Consider the following 20,194-nt stretch of genomic DNA (forward strand, 5'->3'; position numbering starts at 1 on the left):
TGTAATAAGATGAAATATACATTATTTTTAATCGGCATGCTGTTCGTTAGCTTGTCCGGTTGTAAGGATGATTATCCAATGGATGAGGATGGTTTGTTGATCACGACCAGGTCGGAATGTTATGTCAGTAGTTTTGAACTGTTGGGCGCCGATTTTCAGACGGTACGGACCAAAGCTGCCTTGGTAGATACCGTTGAGCAAACCATAAAAGTGGAGGTGCTCTTTGGTACGGATTTGAAAAATCTATACCCACAGTTTTCATTGGTCACCGATGCGGTATTAGATCCTAAAATTTTAGGAAAACAAGATTTTTCCAATTTGGATACGCCACGTGAATGGACTGTTGTGTCTGGAAATAGAAAGGTTCGTAAGACGTATAAAGTTTATTTGACAGTACAAAAATAAGTAAGCTGATGAAAACAAATTATTTAAAAATAGGGCTACTGTCCATTGGATTTGGGCTCTTGCTGTTAGGTTCTTGTAAAGAAGAAGCTTATGAAATTCCAAAAGCAAAAGATGGTTTGCAAAACGATATCATTAAGCGCTCTTTAGGGCCAAATGTGGTTGGTGCTACCATAGACTTTGCTTATGCGGCGGCGATATTACCAGATCAGGGGAAGCTCACATCGATCGCTGTGGAGGCTAGCATTGCGGGTGATGAGGGTACTGTGCTTGAAAACAAATCGTACTACACCAGTAGTACGGGGGCAGATGTAGGTGTGGTCGTTGGCGACCCCGCGACAGTAAATGGGAATAGCACGGAGGTGAAATTTACAAAAGACACCTCGGCTTCAACGCTGCGTTATAGCTACAAAATACCGGCAGCAGCAAAAGGCAAATCGGTTACGTTTACATTCAGGGCGAGGTCCAGTAATGGGCAGGAAATTGCGTTGAAGACCGAAGCGTATGCGATTCGTAATATGGATATGGCCTTAGATTTGATCGGGAAAGATGGGGCAGCCTGCTTTTTTTCTGTAGCAGATCTAAAATGGTATACAGCAACGGAAGCTGCAGCAAACCCGGATAAAATTGATTTGATCTATTTGTACCGGCCATTGCCAACGGTGACTTATGCACATTCATTGGTTGCTCCCACGACGGATGCCAGTTATTTGCCGAGCTTCACCTTACCTGTCGGGCTGACAAATAAAACGAAGATCGTGAAGGCTTGGACCGTGCGCGATCAACAATTGGCACGATTGCAATACAGTGTATTTGTGGACGATGTGGATTTGAAAGACAAATCGTTTATCGATGCGCCGGATTTTGCCATTAATTTAAAAGCTGAATCAGGACTATGGCTGCAAACGGCAGATGGTAAATACAATGCTTATGTATTTGTCAATAGCGTAAATAATACCACGAAAGAAATGAAGATCAGTGTAAAAAGGTTGCAAGTAAAATAAGGATATGGGTGCAAGGATATGGCTTAAAGTTAAATGTACTATGCTAGGGGTCGCTTTTATGGCGATCCTTGGAGTGTCCTATGGGCAGCAGGCAAAGATTACTTCGATAAAGGGAAATGGGCAGAGGTTGCAGGTGCAGGTAGACGTTCCGACCGCTGGTGTCTATACCTTGGTTTCAGAAGGTGAGGTTACCGATTTGGATAAAATTAAGGCTGCGGATAAAACAGGTATGATGACGCTGTACGCGATGATTGATGTTCGCGCCGCCCGATCGACCAAACGGATCGTATTCGACAGCTTTAAAGGTGCGAAGCAAGATCTTGGTAAATTTTATTTTGGGAAAGGGAAGCAGACGGTCGGCATGCAATTGCCAGCTAATTTTAAAATTAAAGCTGTTTCGATGAATGCCTTTGTGCCTCCAGTTGCACCAGCTGCAGCGGAAAATTATAAACCAAAGATTGTTCCACCTGCAGGTCATCCCAGATTATGGGTTAATAAAGAATCTTTGCCGCTTGTTAAAGGGCGGCTGGAAGAGGCGGAGCATCTGGAAGCTTGGGGAAAAGTGAAAACACTTGCGCAGCAACCTGTTCAATTTATTTTTGATCCGAATAAGGAAATGTTTTACGATGAAAAGCTCGAGCGTGCTATTGAATCAAAAGCGTTTTATTACCTCATGTCCGGTGACGAAAAAATAGGTCAAGAGGCGGTCAGACTGGCGGATCAGTACTTGACGATGTTGGAGTTCGGGAATGTATCCTATGGTGATATTACACGCGAGCTGGGACGTGCAATTTATACGGGTGCACTGGTGTACGACTGGTGCTACTCCTTATTGGATGTACGCGTTAAGGCCAACCTGCATAAAAATATGATGCGTCTGGCGCAAGATATGGAAATCGGCTGGCCTCCCTTTTTTGGTATCGAAAGTATTATCAATGGGCATGGGAATGAGGCGCAGGTGTCGCGCGATCTGCTGGCAATGAGTATTGCTTTATATGATGAGGATCCTGTACCTTACAAATATACTTCATATTCGATATTGGAAGAGTTGGTGCCTATGCGCAAGTTTGAGTATCAGTCTCCGCGCCATAATCAAGGTGTTGATTACGGTGGCTATCGTTTTGGGTGGGAAATGCACGGAGCCTGGTTGTATTATCGCATGCTTGGCTATCCGGTTTTTGACGATAACATCAAGGATATGCCGTATTACTGGCTGTATATGCGAACGCCTGACGGAAAAATGTTACGCGACGGGGATATGTTTAATGTAAAGTACAACAGCAGTGCCGATTTTTATTGGAAAAATCCGCAGACCATGTTGCTTTGTTATGCCTATTCAGGTAATCCGGTAATCAAGGCCGAGTTTGTCAAGCAGGGCGGTTTGCCCGACAATCCAATCCTGTTTCTCCTCTTGGATGATCCAAAATTGAAGCCGGATTTTGACCGTGAGAAAATGCCGTTGACAAAGGATTTTGGACCCATCTTAGGGTCTATGGTTGCCCGGACAGGCTGGAGCGAAGAGAACGGAAGTTCCGATGTGGTTGCAGAAATTAAGGGTGGTGGTTATCATTTCGGCAATCATCAGCATGCCGATGCAGGTGCGCTGCAGATCTATCATCATGGTATTCAGGTCGGTGATCTTGGCCTGTATCTTTCCTATGGCTCCCCTTATGATTTTAACTTTAATAAGCGGTCGGTTGCGCATAGTATGCTTTTGGTGCGTGATCCTGCTGAGCCGCTGTTGTTCAGGACCAAAACAAACGATGGTGGTACTCGGTTTAGCCAGCGTTTTCCACGTACGGTTGAGGAGGTATTAAGTGACTCCTGGTACCATACCGGAGAGATCAGGGCATCGGCATTTGGTAAGGATCCCATTCAGCCGAGCTATAGCTATTTCAATGCGGATCTAACGGCTGCATATACCGCTAAAGTGAAATCCTATACTAAAAGTTTCCTGTTTTTGAATTTGAAGCGGAAGGATGTGCCTGCGGTCATTGTCCTATTGGACGAGCTTAAGACCAATGATCAGAAATTTGAGCCCTACTGGCAGATCAATACGCTTGAAAAGCCGTTACAAAGTGAAACAGGTTTTGTATTGCATAGTCAATTTAAAAATGTCGCTGGTGCTACCTATGTTGATTTGCTGAAGCCGCAATTAAGAGACTGTGCAGTGAAATTGTATTCAGGCGATTCGACTGCTTTTGTTTTTGGTGATCTTTATCAGGTCAAGTCTCCTTGGCCAGAGGCTAGAGGAACACGGATTATGGTCTCGCCCAAACAGGAAAGTGATCAGGCGAGTTATGCTTCGGTTTTTCAGATGACGGAGAGTGGTTCTTCAAAATTACCGGTGTATGCTGAGGAAAAAGCAAACTATTACCTCATAAGGGTGGCTGATCGTTTACTGGTGGTGGCCAAACCAAATCAATATCTTAATGAAGCCATTGAATTTGCGGTACCGGGAGATCAGCAGTATGAGGTTGTTGTGGTTGGTTTGAAAGATGGTTTCTGGAATATGAAAAGTTCATTAAAAAATAGTAGCTTTAATATAAATGTCCTGAAAGGGAATCATACAACCAGTTGGAAATCTAAAGCCGAAACTATTTATTTATCGCCGGGGAGACAGTATGGTGCCCAAGAGGGGAAGATTAATTAAAGAATACGTTGTTTAAATTTTTTTAATGATTTTGTATTCTTATTTTTGCATAAAATTGTATACAATATGAAAGAGGATTCGCTTGCCTATAAAGTTTATTTAGAAGTACGTAAGAAAATTTTGTCCAGTCAGCTGGCTGGAGGGGCGAGATTGGTGGAGAGTGCTTGGGCGGATAAGTTGACGGTGAGTCGAGTGGCTGTTCGTGAGGCTTTTATGCGGTTAGCAGGCGAGAGTCTGGTAGAGTTTGGTGAAAAAGGCGGCTGCTTTGTGAAAAAAATGACAGTCGAAGATGTGAAGGATATTCGTGAGCTGCGTGAGTTGTTGGAAATAGGTGCATTAAAGATTCTGTTTTCAAAGAAAAGTAAAGAGCTTATCGAAGATTTGGAACTGATATGCAACGATTTTTCTGAGATGGTCAGCAAGGGGTATTATGGTGGTGCTTGCGAGGCGGATGTTCGTTTTCATGAGCGGATTATTGAGGGAACTTGCAATTCAAGGTTGATTTCTATTTACAAGAACAGTAACATTCCCTTATTTCATATGAAGCTCGGGGCTATTATGGGGCAGATGGAAGATTACCTGGATACGGAGAAGGAGCATCGCGCTATTGTTGATGCGCTGAAAGCGGATGACTGGAATAAAGCTTATACCACTTTGGTCCATCATTTGGATCGGGGCGAGCAAGAAGCCTTGGAATTGGTTTAATATTTTTTGGATTTTTATAGGGGGTCTATTGTTTACAATAGACCCTTTTTTGTGCTGTCCCACTGCAACAATTGCCCTTTTTCAGCTTCTGTAATCATAAGTCCCTGAATGCCTTTTGGGTCTAAAGCACAATTTGTCGGATTCTTTCCCGGCGTAGGTATTTTCTCGGTCGTCTTGTTTTTGGTATCAATGGATAGGATATGTTGCGATCCATAGATAGCGGCATAAAGCTGGTTATCCTGATCGAAGGCAATTCCATCTGGGCCAATAAGACCACCTGTTTCGATGAATTTTTCGATGTTCTCCACCTGTTGTGTCAAGCTGTTCCAGTGCATTTTCCAGATCCATTTTGTACCCGTTTCAGCGACAAAAAGTGTGCAGTTGTCTGCTGCAAAGGCTAATCCGTTTGGGTAAAAAAGGCCTGTGTGGATCTTCGTAAGCGCACCATGTTTATGTAGACAGCAGATGTAGCCTGTACCATCTTCCAGGTCATTTCCCGGGCAGGAGAATAATAGGTTTCCTTCGGTATCAAAACATAAGTCGTTGGGCATTTTTAATGGCTTTCCTGCGATTTCCGTGACTATTGTCGTACAGGTTTTGTCGAAGGGATGATAGCAACGGATGCTGTTTTGTTGTGAGTCGCAAAACCATATTATTCCTTTCTTGTCGATCGCGATGCCGTTGGGATGTCCGCCCACGGCTATCCTGCAATGCTGACTGTTTTTGTAATAAACTAAATTTCCTGCTTCTTTCTCCACAAGCCATATACCACCCTCCCGGTCGAAAGCGGGGCCTTCTGGAAAAAGAAGTCCTTCAATGAGAATATTCATTTTTAAAAATTTTAAAATTTATTTTAAATGTATACAAAAATATTGTAATTTGGTATACATAAAATAAGATGTATTTAAATACAACTTATTGATGACTGCAACCTGTGTGGCGGTGATCGTCCAATTATAACAATAACAAATAGCAAAACTTTTAATAGGCATGCAAGAAAATGAAAAATCAGCCGCAATACTGCGGGAGAATGCAAGATGGATACCTGGTGGAGTGGTATCGTTAAATCGGAAGTCAGATCCTAATATCTGCTTCGTCAAAGGAAGTGGTAGTCAGGTTGAAGATATTGATGGGAACAGCTACATTGATTATCAAGCTGGATTTGCCGCCTCCTTCTTGGGGCATAACGACCCGGATGTCAATACTGCCGTGTTACAGACATTGCAGGAACAGCAGGTATTGATGGGGGCTGGGCCAACCTTACTCGAAGGAGAGTTTGCGGAGCTTTTTTGTCAGTCCGTTCCTTCGGTAGAGAGCGTTCAGATCACAACGACAGGATCGGAAGCGACTTACCATGCGATCCGTATTGCCCGTGCAGTAACAGGCCGTGATCATGTGATTGTTATGCAGGGGGGCTACAATGGTTGGCATAACGATGTGGCCTGTAATGTGATCAGTCAACGGGCAGATGTGGGTTCATATCAAAGTCCGGGGGAATATCCATTCGATTCATTGAGTGCTGGCGTTCCCAAAAATCACAGCGATTTAGTACACATTGTCAACTACAACGATTTGGAAAGTGTGCTGTATGTGGTTCAAAAATATGATGTTGCCTGTATTCTGTTGGAACCGATTCTTCAGAATATCGGGATTGTGAAGCCAAAGGAAGGTTATTTGGAAGGCTTACGCAACATGGCCGACGCGCATGGATTTCTGTTGATCTTTGATGAAGTGAAAACCGGATTCAGACATGCGCTGGGTGGCTATCAGTCCATCTGTGGTATTCAGCCCGATCTTTCAACCTTCGGAAAGGCGGTTGCAAACGGCTACCCATTGGGGGTTATTGCAGGGAAGAAAAAATATATGGATTACTTTGTGGATCCTGATAAGTCGAAGCGCGTTATGATTGCCGGTACCTTTAATGCTTTTCCGCTAACGACGGCGGCGGCGATTGCGACTTTGAAAAAATTAGGAAGCGCTGAGCACCGCGTTTATGAGCACGTAGAGGCGCTTGGTGCGCGTTTGGAGCAAGGATATAAGGAAATATTTCCTAAATTAGGCGTACCGTTTTATGTCGCACGCCAAGGATCTGCCTTCTGTACATATTTTATGGACCATGCGCCAGTCAATTTTCATGATATTTTGGATAACCACAATTTTGAGCTGGATACCCAATATCGAAAAAAGCTCATAAAAGAGGGGATTTTCAATTTCCCGGCACCAATTAAACAAGGAAGTATCTCCTTTGCGCATACGGAGGATGATATCGACAGAACGTTGGAGGCAACTGAACGCGTAATAAAAAGTTTGTAAACCCTAACTATGAAAATAACCGCTATTGAAACCTTTGTATGCCATGCGCGCATGCGAAATTGGATTTTTGTCAAAATTATGACCGACCAGCCCGGGCTTTGGGGATGGGGCGAAGCCACATTGGAATGGCATACGCAAAGTGTGGTCGGAGCTATCAAGGATATTTCTCAATTGTTGATCGGCGAAGATCCGCGTCGTATTGAATACCTGTGGCAGATGATGTATAGACAACATTTCTGGCATGGAAACGGTATCGTTCGCGGTACGGCCATCAGTGGTATCGATATCGCCTTATGGGATATCTTAGGTAAAATTCACAATGTCCCTTGTCATGAGCTGTGGGGAGGTCGAGTACGTGACTATATTCGTTTGTACTGTCATTTAGGTGGTGGTCGTATGGAAGATTTTTACGAAACCGCTCCGGATGATGCCAAGCGATTTGGGGATCTGGCGCTAAAAGCTGTTGATGAGGGTTTTACTGCTTTTAAATCGATGGCTGTTCCAGAGACGATGTCGTTGGAAGGCCTTCGTCCCATTAAATATGCTGAAGCTTGTGTGAAGGCCATGCGTGATGCTGTCGGCGACGATATTGATATTATGGTGGATTGCCACGCGCGGCCAAGCCCACGTATGGGGATGCAATTTGCGAAAGCCTTGGAGCCCTATGGCCTGTATTTCTTTGAAGAGCCATGCTGGCCAGAGACCATGGAAGATATTGCTTTGATTCAACGGGCGGTGACGACACCTATTGCTTCAGGCGAACGTTTGATCGGAGTGCATGCCTTTCGGGATATGCTCGAAAAGCGCGCCGTAAGTGTTATACAGCCTGATATTACACATTGTGGCGGTCTGACTGAAGCGCGTAAAATTGGAGCTTTGGCCGATGCTTACCGTGTATCTATGGCACCACATAATCCACAGGGCCCCGTGAGTACGGCTGCTTCCATTGAGCTGGGATTTGCAACACCATCTTATATTATTTGTGAAAGTGTGCATAAGGACGTCGAATGGCGTCAGGACGTCGTTACCGAAGGGTTTACGGTTCAAGAGAAAGGGCGGATTGTCCTTCCGAATAAGCGCGCCGGTTTGGGTATTGAAATCAATGAAGAAGAGGTAAAGAAACACCCTTTTCAACAGGAAATATTGCAGCGAACCTTCTATAAAGACGGTAGTGTAGGGGATTGGTAGTCTAAAAATAGCGATAATGGAGGAATATAAGAATAAGGTCGTCTTGATCAGTGGGGGACTTGGCGATATCGGAAGGGCTATGGCTGAAGCATTTTTGACCCAGCAGGCCATTGTATGCATCTCGGATCGGTTTGAACCACAGGTGGCTAGCGAGCGATGGCCCTTGTTGGATGCCCCTGGAGCGCGTCTATTTTATGATCAGGTCGATGTAGCGGATGCCGGGCAGGTGGACGCCTGGGTGACACGGATAAGACAGGAGCTGGGGGCAATTTCCATCTGTATCGCGAATGCAGCATGCGTTACGATTAAAGATTTCAGCACGTTAAGCAATGCGGAATGGAAGAATGAAATGGCCGTTAATCTCGACGGTTCATTCTTCTTGGCGAATGCCTGTGCAAAGTCATTTGTGGAGAATGAGATCGCAGGTTCGATCGTTTTTATGGGCAGCTGGGCGGCACATGCCGTACATCAAAATTTACCGGCATACAGTGTCTCTAAGGCTGGCCTGCGTATGCTTTGCCAGGCCATGGCTCTTGAATATGCAGCATACGGAATTCGTGTCAACGAGATTGCACCAGGCTATGTCAATGCGGGCTTGAGCAAAGTGGTCTGGTCATCAAATGCCGAACTTCAAATGAAAGCAAAGGCTGTGGTGCCACTTGGTCAGATTATAGAAGCTGAAGAGGTTGCAAAACAGGTACTTTGGATCTGTTCGGACAATTGTAAACATATGACTGGTACCGCAATTGTGATGGATGGTGGACTGTCCTTGATTAGACCCTAATGTATGAAACAGAAAGACCTCTTGAAAGAAACGACCGGCAGCTTGTACGCACGATTTGGACTTAGCCAGTGTGATATTACTCCACCGGTCGGCATCTATTCCCGTAATTGGGGTGCAGCTGCATTTGACCAGGCAACCGCTGTTCACCAACCTCTGTTGATGCATTGTTTAGCTATGCAATCCTGCGATGGCTTGCCCGCAATTCTGCTAACCGCCGATTTGGGCTGGTGGAAAAATGCAGCTGATGAACAAAATTTGCGATTAGCACTGCTCAGTCATTTTAATCTGGCTGAATCGCAGCTGATTTTTGCGCTGTCGCATACCCATGCCGGGCCAAGCATCTGTTCGACAGATGCAGCACAACCTGGAGGTGAACTGATTTCGCCCTACCTTGAATTCCTCAAACAACAGGCGATATATTGCATCGAAACGGCACTAAGTGGGCTGTTTAACGGCAGCCTAACCTGGAATTATGGTGTATGCGATTTGGCCAGCAACCGCGATCTGAAAGTCGATGATCATTATCTGATTGGCTACAATCCATTGAAAGAAGCGGATACAACCTTGTTGGTCGGGCGGTTGTATGATGAAACTGAAAGCTTAAAAGCAGTTATTTGTAATTATGCCTGCCACCCAACCAGCTTTGCCCACGAGAATGATTTGCTCTCGCCCGATTTTGTTGGTGAGATGCGGAATACAGTAGAGCGCTCTTTATCCGTGCCCTGTCTTTTTTTACAGGGTGCATCCGGTGATTTGGCTCCGCGGAGACAGTATGTAAAAGATCCGGCACTGGTTGAAGCCAACGGGAAGCAGTTGGGCTATGCGGTGCTCGCGACGCTGGCCCAGGAACAGCGTGGTCATAAAAACTGGGTTTTTAAGGAATCTTTGATCTCGGGGGCGCCACTGGCCTGTTGGGGATTTCGGGAACAGCGCGCTTCAACCGATTTTAAGCAAAGGGTATTATCGATCAAAGTACCTTACAAAAAGCTACCGAGTCCCGAAGCAATTTTGAGTGAATACGAAGGCTGTACGGACCGTGTTATGAAAGATCGCCTTTGGCGAAAATATAATACCCGCAAATCCATCGGCGATCAAGAGGATGCTGTTATTCCGGTGTGGATCTGGAAAATGGGAGATGCTGTGTTGGTGGCGCAGGCCAACGAAGCTTATTCCTGTTATCAAATCGAAGTAAGAGCCGAATTTCCAGATCATACGATCGTTTTTATCAATATCGCGAATGGGTATGTGGGGTACCTTGCACCGAAAGAGCTTTATGATAAGGATATTTATGCCGTGTGGCAAAGCCCCTATGCCAGCGGCGGTCTTGAAATACTTATTGAACAAACTAAATTAGGAATTCAAACATTATTGACCGATGAAACTCGATTGGATTGACGTCATTATTTTTGCCGTGTATATTATTGGTATAGTGGTATTGGGCTTATACGCTTCGAAAAAAAACTCCGCCTCGAAGCGGGACTATTTTCTTGCGGGCGATAAGCTGCCCTGGTGGATGATCGGGGGTAGTATCATCGCAGCAAATATCAGCAGTCATCATCTCGTTGGCGCTATGGGCGCCGCTTATAGTCGTGGTTTTGTAGCCATTACCCTGGAGTGGGGCGCGATCCTAATCGGTTTTAATGCATTATTGTGGATATTTCTTCCCTTTTATATCCGCAACGGTTTCTATACGATACCTGAATACCTCGAAAAGAGATACGGCAACGCTACCCGTGTACTTTATGCAATTTTGATCTTGTTTACTTATGTGTTTGTGGAGATTGGGGCAGTTCTTTATTTGGGCGGTCTGTCGCTGCACGCTTTATTCGGCATTCCTATTTTATACAGCATTTTTGGAATGGCAATTCTGACCGGTTTATATACCGTATTAGGTGGGCTAAAAGCGGTGATATGGACAGAGATGGTGCAGCTTGTCATTTTGGTGTTGGGGGGAATTGTACTAACTTTTGCCACCATTGATGCAGCAGGGGGATTTCAGTCGGTCATAGACTCATCGAAAGATTGGAAAATGTTTTATCCTGCTTCTGATCCTGATTTTCCCTGGACCATGTACTTAGGCGGATTGTTGTGTATCAGTGTGTTTTATTGTGCGACAAACCAGTTTATTGTGCAGCGCGTATTAGCGGCAAAAAATGAATGGCATGGGCGTATGGGAGTTATCTTTGGTGACTATCTTAAATTTTTGGTTCCATTGATTATTACTATTCCGGCATTGGTGGCTCCAAAATTCCTGCCGCACCTCGATCAGCCCGATTTGCTGTTTGCAACACTCGTGGAAACCTTACTGCCCAAAGGTCTGGTAGGGTTGGTGATGGCCGGATTAATTTCGGCGATCATGTCCCACATTTCAGGAGCGATCAATTCCTGTACAACAATTCTGACTGTGGATATCTATAGCCAGTATATTAATAAAAATGCAAGCGACTACGAAGCGGTCCGTTTTGGTAAGCGCGCCGGCGTTGCTATTATCGTACTCGGGATCATGAGTGCGGTTGTACTGATCAGTTATTCGGATAAGCCGGTTTTCCTTTATTTGATGAATCTGTATGGTCTTTTCACGCCAGGCATCGCAACAATGTTTTTAATGGGAGTATTTTGGAAAAGAACCACATCGCAGGGTGCTTTAACAGCAGGTTTACTGACAATTCCCCTTTCTTTACTTTTGGAATACACCTTACCTGAAATGCCGTTTTTTAATAGAACAGGCATTGTATTCTGGACTTGTATGCTTGCTTGTGCTGTGGTCAGTTTGTTGACACCAGCGGTCGCCGAAGCAAGATTAAAAAATCTGGTGTTGACGGGCGATTCTTTTCAGGTACCGGATCAGGATAAAGCCGCTTACCGTGGTTTTCGAAATCCGACCTTATGGTGGATTATTATAACGGTGTTGGTGCTCTATTTTTATGTACGTTATTTTTAGCTTAACTTGTTGACCTGTTATACTCTTAAAACTTATCCAGATGATCGACCCAATATTGAAAGAATTAAATGCCAAGATAGCGACTGTTTTTCCAAAAATCGTTGCAATGCGCCGACATATCCATCAGCATCCTGAATTGTCTTTTCAAGAATACGAGACAAGTGCCTATATTCAGCAACAACTTCGCGAACTGGGTATACCATTCGAGCTTGTCGCTCAGACAGGTGTTGTGGCTGTACTGACCGGACAAAAATCGGCGAGCGATGATATTGTGGTATTACGGGCTGATATTGATGCTTTGCCGATACATGAGCAAAATGATGTGGACTATAAATCGAGGAATAGCGGTGTCATGCATGCTTGTGGCCATGATTTTCATACGGCTAATCTCTTGGGGGCGGCATCCTTATTAAATGATTATAAAACGGAGTTTTCCGGTAAAATTGTGCTGCTGTTTCAACCCGCTGAGGAAAAGATTCCTGGTGGAGCGATTCAGGTTTTGGAATCCGGGATTCTGGAATCTTTTGGTGGAACAATTAAAGCCGTGCTTGGTTTACATGTGAGCCCTCGTGTTTCTGTTGGAAAAGTCGGTTTACGTTCCGGCCGCTTTATGGCCTCGAGCGACGAATTCTATTTCACCATTAAGGGACGTGGTGGCCATGCCGCGGAGCCACATCGGGCTGTTGACCCCATTATGATCGGCGCGCAGTTACTTACCACATTACAGCAAGTTGTCAGCCGGAAAGCCAACCCTGATGTACCGTCTGTATTGACCTTTGGTCGTTTTATTGGAGATGGCGCGGCCAATGTTATTCCTGAGGAAGTCAAATTAGCGGGAACATTTCGTACCATGGATGAGGTATGGCGCAAGGAGGCGCTGGAAATGGTTGCTGAAATAGCGGCAACGCTTCCCGTATCGCTGGGTGCAAAGGTGGAAGTTGAAGTACGGCATGGTTACCCCGCACTTTATAACGATCCCGCATTAACGCAAAAAGTCAAAACAATTATTGCGGAAACGATGGGGAATAGTGTGCCACAAGATCTCGAAATCTGGATGGCGGCCGAGGATTTTGCTTATTATTCTTATCGTTATCCGGCGTTGTTCATGTTGATTGGGACAAATAACGACGATTCCACCACGCAATATGGCCTTCATAATCCACAGTTCAATCTGGATGAAAAGGCTTTCGAAACATCCATGGCTGTTTTGGTCAATGCAGCTATTTCTCTTTTGAATGAATCAAATGAATAGAAAGAAATTCTTGATGTCCTCTTTTGCATTTGGACTATCCTATGCCGTTAATGCGAATAACAAGCTGTCCTCGAGGCAAGAGAAGGTAAAAAAAATAGGGATCATTGGACTGGATATTACGCACGCTGCTGCTTTTACAAGAGCGATTAATACGGCTGCTAGCAATCATCCCTATGGAAAATTCAGGGTGGTTGCGGCTTACCCCTATGGAAGCAAAACGATCCCTTTAAGTATCGAGCGTATTCCGAAAATTACAGCGGAAGTGCAACAGCTCGGGGTTTCGATCGTATCAAGTATTGCCGAACTATTGAAGAAAGTAGATTATGTACTTTTGGAGACAAATGATGGAAATCTCCATTTAGAACAGGCACTTCAAGTGATTAAAGCAAAGAAACCTTTATTTATTGACAAACCAATAGCGAATTCCTATGCGGACGCTTTCAAAATTTTTGAAGCTGCAAGAAAGTATGGTTGCCCTATTTTTTCGTCAAGCTCCTTGCGTTATATTACCGGTCTTCAGGAATTGGATAGGACTAAGGTTATCGGAGCAGATGTCTATTGTCCGGCAGTAACGGAACCTTCACATAAGGATTTATATTGGTACGGCATTCATGGCGTTGAAATGTTATTTGCGTTGATGGGATCGGGGTGTCTTTCGGTAAAGACTGTTCAGGAACAGGGTACCTCGTTTTATGTTGGGAACTGGGCGGATGGAAGAATTGCCTCACTTCGGGGCATTCGTGAGGGGAAGGATGATTTTGGTGGAACGGTTTTTTTGAAAGATCAGATTGTCCATTTGGGGCAATTTATGGGATACGGTCCCTTGTTGGATAAGATCCTTCCATTTTTGGAAACGGGTGTAAGTCCGGTTGATGAAAAGGAAACCCTAGCAATATGCGCATTTATAGACGCCGCCGAAGAAAGTAAATTAAACGGCGGCAAGACGGTTCTGCTTCAAAAATAAAAAACTATGTAGGTATGCTTAATACGTATTCGCAATCGTGATCAATAACGCACTATTAAAAATCGAAGCTGGTGATATGACCGTTTCATTTAGCGGGACGCTGTTGCCGTAACGCTCTTTCAATTTGGTTTTTACTTCGGGGCTGCTTAGGTCAAAATCTTTCAGCTTTTCCAGCTTCCCAACTTCGATGCCTGCTCCACGTTGGTATATTTTCCAGATCAATTCCGAACAATATATTTTATCGTCCGACCATTCGAATGTAGCATCGTAATTTTTTCCGAGAAAATTTTTGCCGATTGATTTCATTTTGGCCAGCGTCGAATTGGTCAGTACCTGATCTGCATTTTTGAGGCGCTTGACCGCGTAATGCTGCTTTTCCCCTCGCGCAATCCAGTGTTTTAACTTAGTTACAGTTACGGGCTGTACGGCTTCCAGTACATAAGGATTACCGTTCTCATAAAAAATAATCCCACAATGGGAATACGGAGAACGCGTCGCTAATTGGATCGCTTTACATTGCGGTGAAATGGAAGACTGAAAGATCATATCACCATCTTTGAGTGGGGGCAATTTCGCATTATCTTTTGCGTGTTTGGGGGCCACTTTTTTTGGTTGAGCATGTATTGGCTCAGCAAAGATCAGTGTGACTAACATCAAGCTAATCAGCGATAGCAGGTATATAAATGTCTTTTTCATTGTTTTATTGATGACTTATTGAAATAGTTTCATGATTTTCTTTGACTTGGTCCTTTCGGCAAGTTGAAAAGCAGATAATACGTCGGATTCATATTGGTATACTTTCTCCGCGTTTGCACCGTTCTGCAAAAGATAATCTACGATTATTTTGTTTTTTATTAAGATAGCTTTTCCAAGTAATGTGCATTGTGTAAAGCTATAATCAGCTTTAATTTCATCAATACCCAGTCGGTTCAGGCTATTTAAACAAGTTTTACGGATAAAATCCATGTCGTTTTTTTCTATTGCTATCTTCAGGATTTCGAAATCATTGAATTGTCTGTTTTTAGCTAGAAATAAATGGTGAAACTGTTTGGCGATAGCGTACTGTCCCTTTTCTAAAATCCGATGAATGGCATTGCTGCTAAATTCCTCTACTGTGGAAAATCCATGCAGCTGACTAAAAAATAAAAGTATATTTTCAAAAGGGAGCTTGGCTACCTCCAGTTGCATGAGGCCGCTCAGATCGTTCGTGTCGAATAAATTCTCCATGTGTCTGAGGCTGTCCAAAGCGATAAATTGAAATTCGGGTTGATAGTCCGCGAGCCAATTGGAGGATTTGGCTATTACAAAGGTGTTGTTAGCAATCCTATAGTTGATAGAGATAGCTGGTTCAGCATAGTTGATTATTGTTATTGTACTGTCTGATAATTCATAATGTTTTGAACGAAGATGCGCTGTCGTTGCGGTGGGAAAGAGCCTGTTGAGATTGATCTGTATGGCGTATACGCCCAACTTGTCTGCATGCAAATTATAACAAAGTGTTCCTTGCTCTGTGATGTAAAAGGGTATTCTGCTCCCCGGCTGCTGCTGTGACTGAAAAACGATCTTGTTTTGGTAGGCAAATAACGATGTTGCCAGACCGGCTAGTAAGCAAAGCATGCAAAGACCTATTTTTAACCCTAAGCGATTTATGGTATAAAATGATCGCATGACTAATCGTGGTATAGCTCTAAAAACTGATTGATCTGATTGGTTAACCCAAACGATTCGGATTCCAATAAATTGATTTCAGCTTGTATCTCCATTGTAGTCGGCGACAAGGTAAGCTTTCGATAGACCTGAATATCTAGTTCCAAAACGGCTAATTGTAGTGCGAGCAGCTGTTTGCCTTCTGTCGTATGGAGTTGTAGTTCATTAAAGGCATGTTTTAATCGTTCCAATTCAGCGATTGATTTTTGGACGTCATTTTCATCGGCCTTGCCAAAGTTCGGATAGGCCTCTCCCAACGTGCGAAAAGCATCGAGGTATTCTTCCTCGGACATTTCATAAATATTCGAATAGAGCATATTGTACGCATCAATGGCGTCATAGGTTTCCGAATCCATTAAGTCTTCGCGATAGTCCTCGACCAACTGTTTGATGTCTTGAGATTCAATCTGTAAGATTGACTCAATATCCTGTTTGATAAGATTGGCTATTTCCATGCTTTATGCTTAAAGTAATCTAAAGTCCCCCGCCGGCTCACAAATTTGCTGACAAAGAATTTTTTGACTTTGGTATAGACAAAGATCTTGTTTTATCGCAAAATTTCAATCCCTATAATCAGCTAATTTTTATGGAGACTGTCGCTCAGCAGTTTTTTATCACCTGAGCATCTCCTATAGGACCTGTGCAGTCCATATTTCCATCGCATTTTTCTGTCTTGTCGCACGTATTTTTCTTTCTGCCCGTCAATCAAACGGAGAGCGGGATGCCGTGTAGCCAAACGGGGATGAGCGAGCTATCAAATTCTACCTTTTAACATTGTTTGTTCAGTGCTTGTTCAGTGATTGTTCAGTGCTCGTTCAGTGATGACTCAGTGTGGACTGTATAATTAATGAATGATCACTGTCTAAATAGTGACTAAAAATTGTTATGAGATACGACTTGGTATAGGTATGCTTGGTTTAATATAGGTGAATCAGGAGATCAGCTTTAGGACCAATAGTTAGAAATGGGGGATGAATTTTAAGTAAACTAACTTTCTCTAAATTATTTGATTGATTGATAGTGTTTTATGGTGTTTTTGTGATTTTATGAGTAAAAAGTACTCAATATATTTTGCGCGCTTAAATTTAATCCTCATATTTGTTGAGTAAAAAATACTCAATAGTACAAAGTAAAATTAAAAGCTATGATCGTATTAAATAAGCAACAGGTAGTCACAGAACAATTTCCAAATGGGGAAACAAAAGTGAAAGATTTTGATCAGTTGATCTTAAAAGACAACCTTGTCGAATTTACATATCAAGAAGATGGAGACTTAATCCGCTTGCTTTTTGTCAAGAAGCGGTTGGATGAAACCGAAGCTGAAACTTGTCGGTTATTGATCCGTTATATGCCCTATAGCCGTATGGATCGCAAAATAGAAGGTGATTTATTCACATTGAACTATGTGGCGGAGTTTATCAACAGTTTGCAATTTGATCAGGTGTTTGTGGTCGAACCGCATTCCCACGTTACCCTAGAACTTTTAGTGAACAGTGTTGGGGTTTATCCGGCATTGGACTGGTTGCCACAGTTGATGGAAAAGCTTGATTTTTCGGACAATGATCGGATTGTTTTCCCGGATAAAGGAGCGGCGGCACGTTACATCAACAGCGGCTATGAAAATAGCTGTGTTTTTGAGAAAAAGCGAAATCCACAAACAGGCCGGATCGAAGGGATGGAACTTAAGGCTGGAGATATTCCGCTCGGCGCAAAATGTATTATTGTCGATGACCTCTGTTCTGCAGGTGGCACATTTCTTTGGGCCGGGAAAATATTGAAAGAAATGGGAGCCAGTGCAGTTTATCTTTTGGTCACACATTGTGAAGCCCGAATTTTTAAAGGGACCCTGTTGGATGATGATTCACCAATAACCAGTGTCTTTACCACCAATTCCATGATGGATACCGAGCACCCAAAAATAAATTATATCAACTTAACGACTGAAAGTTATGTTTAAATCAATGAGCAAGAATCCAATACTTTGGACAGATGGTTATAAATTGTGTCATAAGGATCAATATCCAACACATACGGAATGGGTTTATGAGACTTGGACGCCACGCATGTCTCGCATAGAAGGTATTAGTCATGTTGTATTTTTTGGATTACAGGGAGCCTTGGCCGAAATCACCAATTCATTTGATGCAAACTTTTTTGCTCAACCGGAAGAAGAGGTCGTGGCGGCTTACGAAGAGGCAATTGCAACTGTTTTTGAAAATACAAACGCGAAGTTTGCGGCGACGCATGATTCGAAACATATTCGCGACTTACATCGGCTGGGGTATCTTCCAATCAAGGTAAATGCGTTGCAGGAAGGAAGCTTGGTTCCTGTCGGCGTACCAATGTTTACGATTGAAAATACACATCCCGATTTTTTCTGGCTTCCGGGTTACCTGGAAACACAATTATCGGCTTTTATCTGGTCACCGATGACTGCAGCGACAATCGCAGATCGCTATAAAAGGTTATTGACGGGGTTTGCCGAGAGAACGGGCGACGTCAATAAAGTCTTTACGCAGGCCGGAGATTTTTCCATGCGTGGTATGGGTTCTCCTGAAACGGCTTATCGTACGGCTGGGGGACATCTGTTGAGCTTCGGTGTCTCTGCTACATTGTCTGTTCGGGAGTATCTGAAATCCTACTATCATGCAAAAAGTGATGTAATGATGTACACCCCATCGACGGAGCACAGTGTAATGTGTTCGTACGGAGAGGAAGAGGTAGAAGCATTTCGACATTTAATCACAACGGTGTATCCAAGTGGAAATATCTCCATCGTATCGGATACCTACGACCTCTGGAATGTAGTTGACAATGTATTGCCGCAATTGAAAGATCTTATTATGGCTAGGGAGGGGAAGGTTGTTATTCGTCCCGATAGTGGCGATCCTGTGAAGATTATCTGTGGCGATGCTGCATCTGATCGTAGTACTGTGCAGAAAGGTATCGTCGAACGTTTGTTTGAACTTTTTGGTGGTACGACCAACAGCAAAGGCTTTAAGGAGCTGGATCCCCATATTGGCGTAGTGTACGGTGATTCCATTACAGTCGATCGAGCGGATAAGATCTGTCAAGGTTTGCTGGATAAGGGTTTTGCCTCGACGAATACCATATTGGGCATAGGTTCGTATACCTATCAGTATGTGACACGGGATACCTTTGGCTTTGCGTTAAAAGGGACGGCTGAGATTGTCAATGGTGAGTTTAAAGCGATACAGAAACGTCCCGCTACAGATACTGGCAACTTTAAAAAGTCGCAAAAGGGGATGGTCGCTGTGGTCTTTGAAAATGACGATTTTCGTTTGATAGACGATCTTACACCGCAAACGGTCGCCGATCTGGGTGAACGAAATCTGCTGGAAACATGTTATCTGAATGGCGAATTTATACGCACAACGCGTTTTGAAGAAATAAGGAATAGATTAAGAACTGAAACAATTCGAGTATATGGAAAATAGCGTAAACAAACCGTTTTTCATCCAGGATGAAAACGTTGCACAGTATGCACAATTGATGGCATCCTGGATTGCCCAACAGGTGAAATCGGCCGACCGCAAAGGACTTGTATTGGGTATGAGTGGTGGAATAGACTGCAGTGTTGTCGCTTGCCTATGCCGGCTGGCACAGGTGGATGTCCACTTGGTGTTGATGCCGTATGGCAGTGATATGAACAAAAGTAAAAGCCATCAACATGCCATGGAGCTTATTCAGAAATTTGATTTTCCATTTCATGTATTTGACATTCAACCCGCGGTGGATGCGTTGGCCATTCATCAAGAAAAGTTTGTCGCAGAAGCTACCGCCACTAACCGCGCTTTGAGCCTTGCTAATATTCGTCCACGTGTTCGTATGACGTATTTGTATCAATTAGCACAATTGGGTAGTAGATTTGTTATTGGTACGGGGAATATGGCCGAAGCTACTGTAGGTTATTTTACGAAGTGGGGCGATGGTGCCTATGATCTGAACCCGCTGGCAATGGTTACCAAACAGGAAGTATATACCTTAGCCAAATATTTGGGGGTGCCCGAATCTATTCAGTATAAAAGTCCATCTGCTGGTCTTTGGGAGGGGCAGACCGATGAAGAGGAATTGGGTATGACCTATGCGCAAATCGATGGGTTTATTTTAAAAGGTACATCGGGCGATCCGGTTATAGACGAAATTATTCGTAAACGTATACAACAATCTGCCCACAAGTTTGCAGCGGTGCCTACATTCAAAGGTTAATTTTAAATGGTTCGAGAAGTCGACGCAAGCACTTCATAACAGGCAACAAGG

The 20,194-nt window shown here is 43.7% G+C and carries 18 protein-coding genes; 14 read left to right on the forward strand and 4 right to left on the reverse strand.

Going from position 1 to position 20,194, the window contains the following annotated elements; all coding sequences use genetic code 11:
• The first annotated feature begins 9 nt into the window (after positions 1 to 9).
• The 4 genes from B3600_RS21755 (at position 10) to B3600_RS21770 (ending at position 4,764) form a co-directional block, all read left to right on the forward strand.
• Complete coding sequence (locus B3600_RS21755) at positions 10 to 405, forward strand: hypothetical protein (protein ID WP_046676362.1); 396 nt, start codon at positions 10 to 12, stop codon at positions 403 to 405.
• A gap of 8 nt (positions 406 to 413) precedes the next feature.
• Positions 414 to 1,406 (forward strand): DUF4466 family protein, encoded by a 993-nt coding sequence (locus B3600_RS21760; RefSeq protein WP_286754374.1) that lies wholly within the window; start codon positions 414 to 416, stop codon positions 1,404 to 1,406.
• A 58-nt stretch (positions 1,407 to 1,464) separates the two neighbouring features.
• A complete protein-coding gene (locus B3600_RS21765; RefSeq protein WP_286754375.1) occupies positions 1,465 to 4,059 on the forward strand; it encodes a hypothetical protein in 2,595 nt (864 codons plus the stop codon).
• A 66-nt stretch (positions 4,060 to 4,125) separates the two neighbouring features.
• Positions 4,126 to 4,764, forward strand: a complete 639-nt coding sequence (locus tag B3600_RS21770) for a GntR family transcriptional regulator (RefSeq protein ID WP_046675764.1) — start codon at positions 4,126 to 4,128, stop codon at positions 4,762 to 4,764.
• Positions 4,765 to 4,796: 32 nt separating this feature from the next.
• Here B3600_RS21770 and B3600_RS21775 read toward each other — a convergent pair whose 3' ends face one another.
• On the reverse strand, positions 4,797 to 5,594 hold the full coding sequence (locus B3600_RS21775) for an SMP-30/gluconolactonase/LRE family protein (protein ID WP_286754376.1): 798 nt from the start codon (positions 5,592 to 5,594) through the stop codon (positions 4,797 to 4,799).
• A 160-nt stretch (positions 5,595 to 5,754) separates the two neighbouring features.
• On the opposite strand from B3600_RS21775, the gene B3600_RS21780 reads away from it, so the two are divergent.
• Genes B3600_RS21780 through B3600_RS21810 form a run of 7 tightly spaced genes read left to right on the forward strand, consistent with a single transcriptional unit; the run spans position 5,755 to position 14,206 of the window.
• A complete protein-coding gene (locus B3600_RS21780; RefSeq protein ID WP_286754377.1) occupies positions 5,755 to 7,077 on the forward strand; it encodes an aspartate aminotransferase family protein in 1,323 nt (440 codons plus the stop codon).
• A gap of 9 nt (positions 7,078 to 7,086) precedes the next feature.
• Positions 7,087 to 8,265 carry a galactonate dehydratase gene (gene dgoD, locus B3600_RS21785; protein WP_046675767.1) on the forward strand — a complete coding sequence of 393 codons (1,179 nt, stop codon included), beginning with the start codon at positions 7,087 to 7,089 and terminating at the stop codon, positions 8,263 to 8,265.
• 16 nt (positions 8,266 to 8,281) lie between these two features.
• Positions 8,282 to 9,049 carry an SDR family NAD(P)-dependent oxidoreductase gene (locus B3600_RS21790; protein WP_286754378.1) on the forward strand — a complete coding sequence of 256 codons (768 nt, stop codon included), beginning with the start codon at positions 8,282 to 8,284 and terminating at the stop codon, positions 9,047 to 9,049.
• 3 nt (positions 9,050 to 9,052) lie between these two features.
• Positions 9,053 to 10,444 carry a hypothetical protein gene (locus B3600_RS21795; protein ID WP_286754379.1) on the forward strand — a complete coding sequence of 464 codons (1,392 nt, stop codon included), beginning with the start codon at positions 9,053 to 9,055 and terminating at the stop codon, positions 10,442 to 10,444.
• A complete protein-coding gene (locus tag B3600_RS21800) occupies positions 10,425 to 11,990 on the forward strand; it encodes an SLC5 family protein (RefSeq protein WP_286754380.1) in 1,566 nt (521 codons plus the stop codon). The genes B3600_RS21795 and B3600_RS21800 overlap by 20 nt, the downstream gene beginning before the upstream one ends.
• A 40-nt stretch (positions 11,991 to 12,030) precedes the next feature.
• Positions 12,031 to 13,242 carry a M20 metallopeptidase family protein gene (locus tag B3600_RS21805; RefSeq protein ID WP_286754381.1) on the forward strand — a complete coding sequence of 404 codons (1,212 nt, stop codon included), beginning with the start codon at positions 12,031 to 12,033 and terminating at the stop codon, positions 13,240 to 13,242.
• Positions 13,235 to 14,206: a Gfo/Idh/MocA family protein gene (locus tag B3600_RS21810; RefSeq protein ID WP_286754382.1), complete on the forward strand. Its 972-nt coding sequence runs from the start codon at positions 13,235 to 13,237 to the stop codon at positions 14,204 to 14,206. The genes B3600_RS21805 and B3600_RS21810 overlap by 8 nt, the downstream gene beginning before the upstream one ends.
• Positions 14,207 to 14,224: 18 nt before the next feature.
• Here B3600_RS21810 and B3600_RS21815 read toward each other — a convergent pair whose 3' ends face one another.
• From B3600_RS21815 to B3600_RS21825, 3 genes are read right to left on the reverse strand one after another with little or no spacing between them, the layout of a single operon-like run.
• Positions 14,225 to 14,902 carry a YiiX family permuted papain-like enzyme gene (locus tag B3600_RS21815; protein WP_286754383.1) on the reverse strand — a complete coding sequence of 226 codons (678 nt, stop codon included), beginning with the start codon at positions 14,900 to 14,902 and terminating at the stop codon, positions 14,225 to 14,227.
• Positions 14,903 to 14,917: 15 nt separating this feature from the next.
• Complete coding sequence (locus B3600_RS21820; protein WP_286754384.1) at positions 14,918 to 15,823, reverse strand: hypothetical protein; 906 nt, start codon at positions 15,821 to 15,823, stop codon at positions 14,918 to 14,920.
• A gap of 53 nt (positions 15,824 to 15,876) precedes the next feature.
• Positions 15,877 to 16,368: a hypothetical protein gene (locus B3600_RS21825; protein WP_112374175.1), complete on the reverse strand. Its 492-nt coding sequence runs from the start codon at positions 16,366 to 16,368 to the stop codon at positions 15,877 to 15,879.
• A gap of 689 nt (positions 16,369 to 17,057) precedes the next feature.
• Here B3600_RS21825 and B3600_RS21830 point away from each other — a divergent pair.
• Genes B3600_RS21830 through nadE form a run of 3 tightly spaced genes read left to right on the forward strand, consistent with a single transcriptional unit; the run spans position 17,058 to position 20,143 of the window.
• Positions 17,058 to 17,870, forward strand: a complete 813-nt coding sequence (locus B3600_RS21830) for a hypothetical protein (RefSeq protein ID WP_286754385.1) — start codon at positions 17,058 to 17,060, stop codon at positions 17,868 to 17,870.
• Positions 17,871 to 17,874: 4 nt separating this feature from the next.
• Positions 17,875 to 19,371, forward strand: coding sequence for a nicotinate phosphoribosyltransferase (locus B3600_RS21835; RefSeq protein ID WP_286754386.1), 1,497 nt, complete (start codon positions 17,875 to 17,877; stop codon positions 19,369 to 19,371).
• The gene (nadE, locus tag B3600_RS21840) at positions 19,361 to 20,143 is read left to right on the forward strand and encodes an NAD(+) synthase (RefSeq protein ID WP_112374424.1); all 783 of its coding nucleotides are present in this window, start codon (positions 19,361 to 19,363) and stop codon (positions 20,141 to 20,143) included. Before B3600_RS21835 ends, nadE begins: the two co-directional genes overlap by 11 nt.
• Positions 20,144 to 20,194 lie beyond the last annotated feature (51 nt).

This window comes from Sphingobacterium sp. UBA2480, from assembly GCF_002341965.1.
Taxonomy (GTDB): domain Bacteria; phylum Bacteroidota; class Bacteroidia; order Sphingobacteriales; family Sphingobacteriaceae; genus Sphingobacterium; species Sphingobacterium multivorum.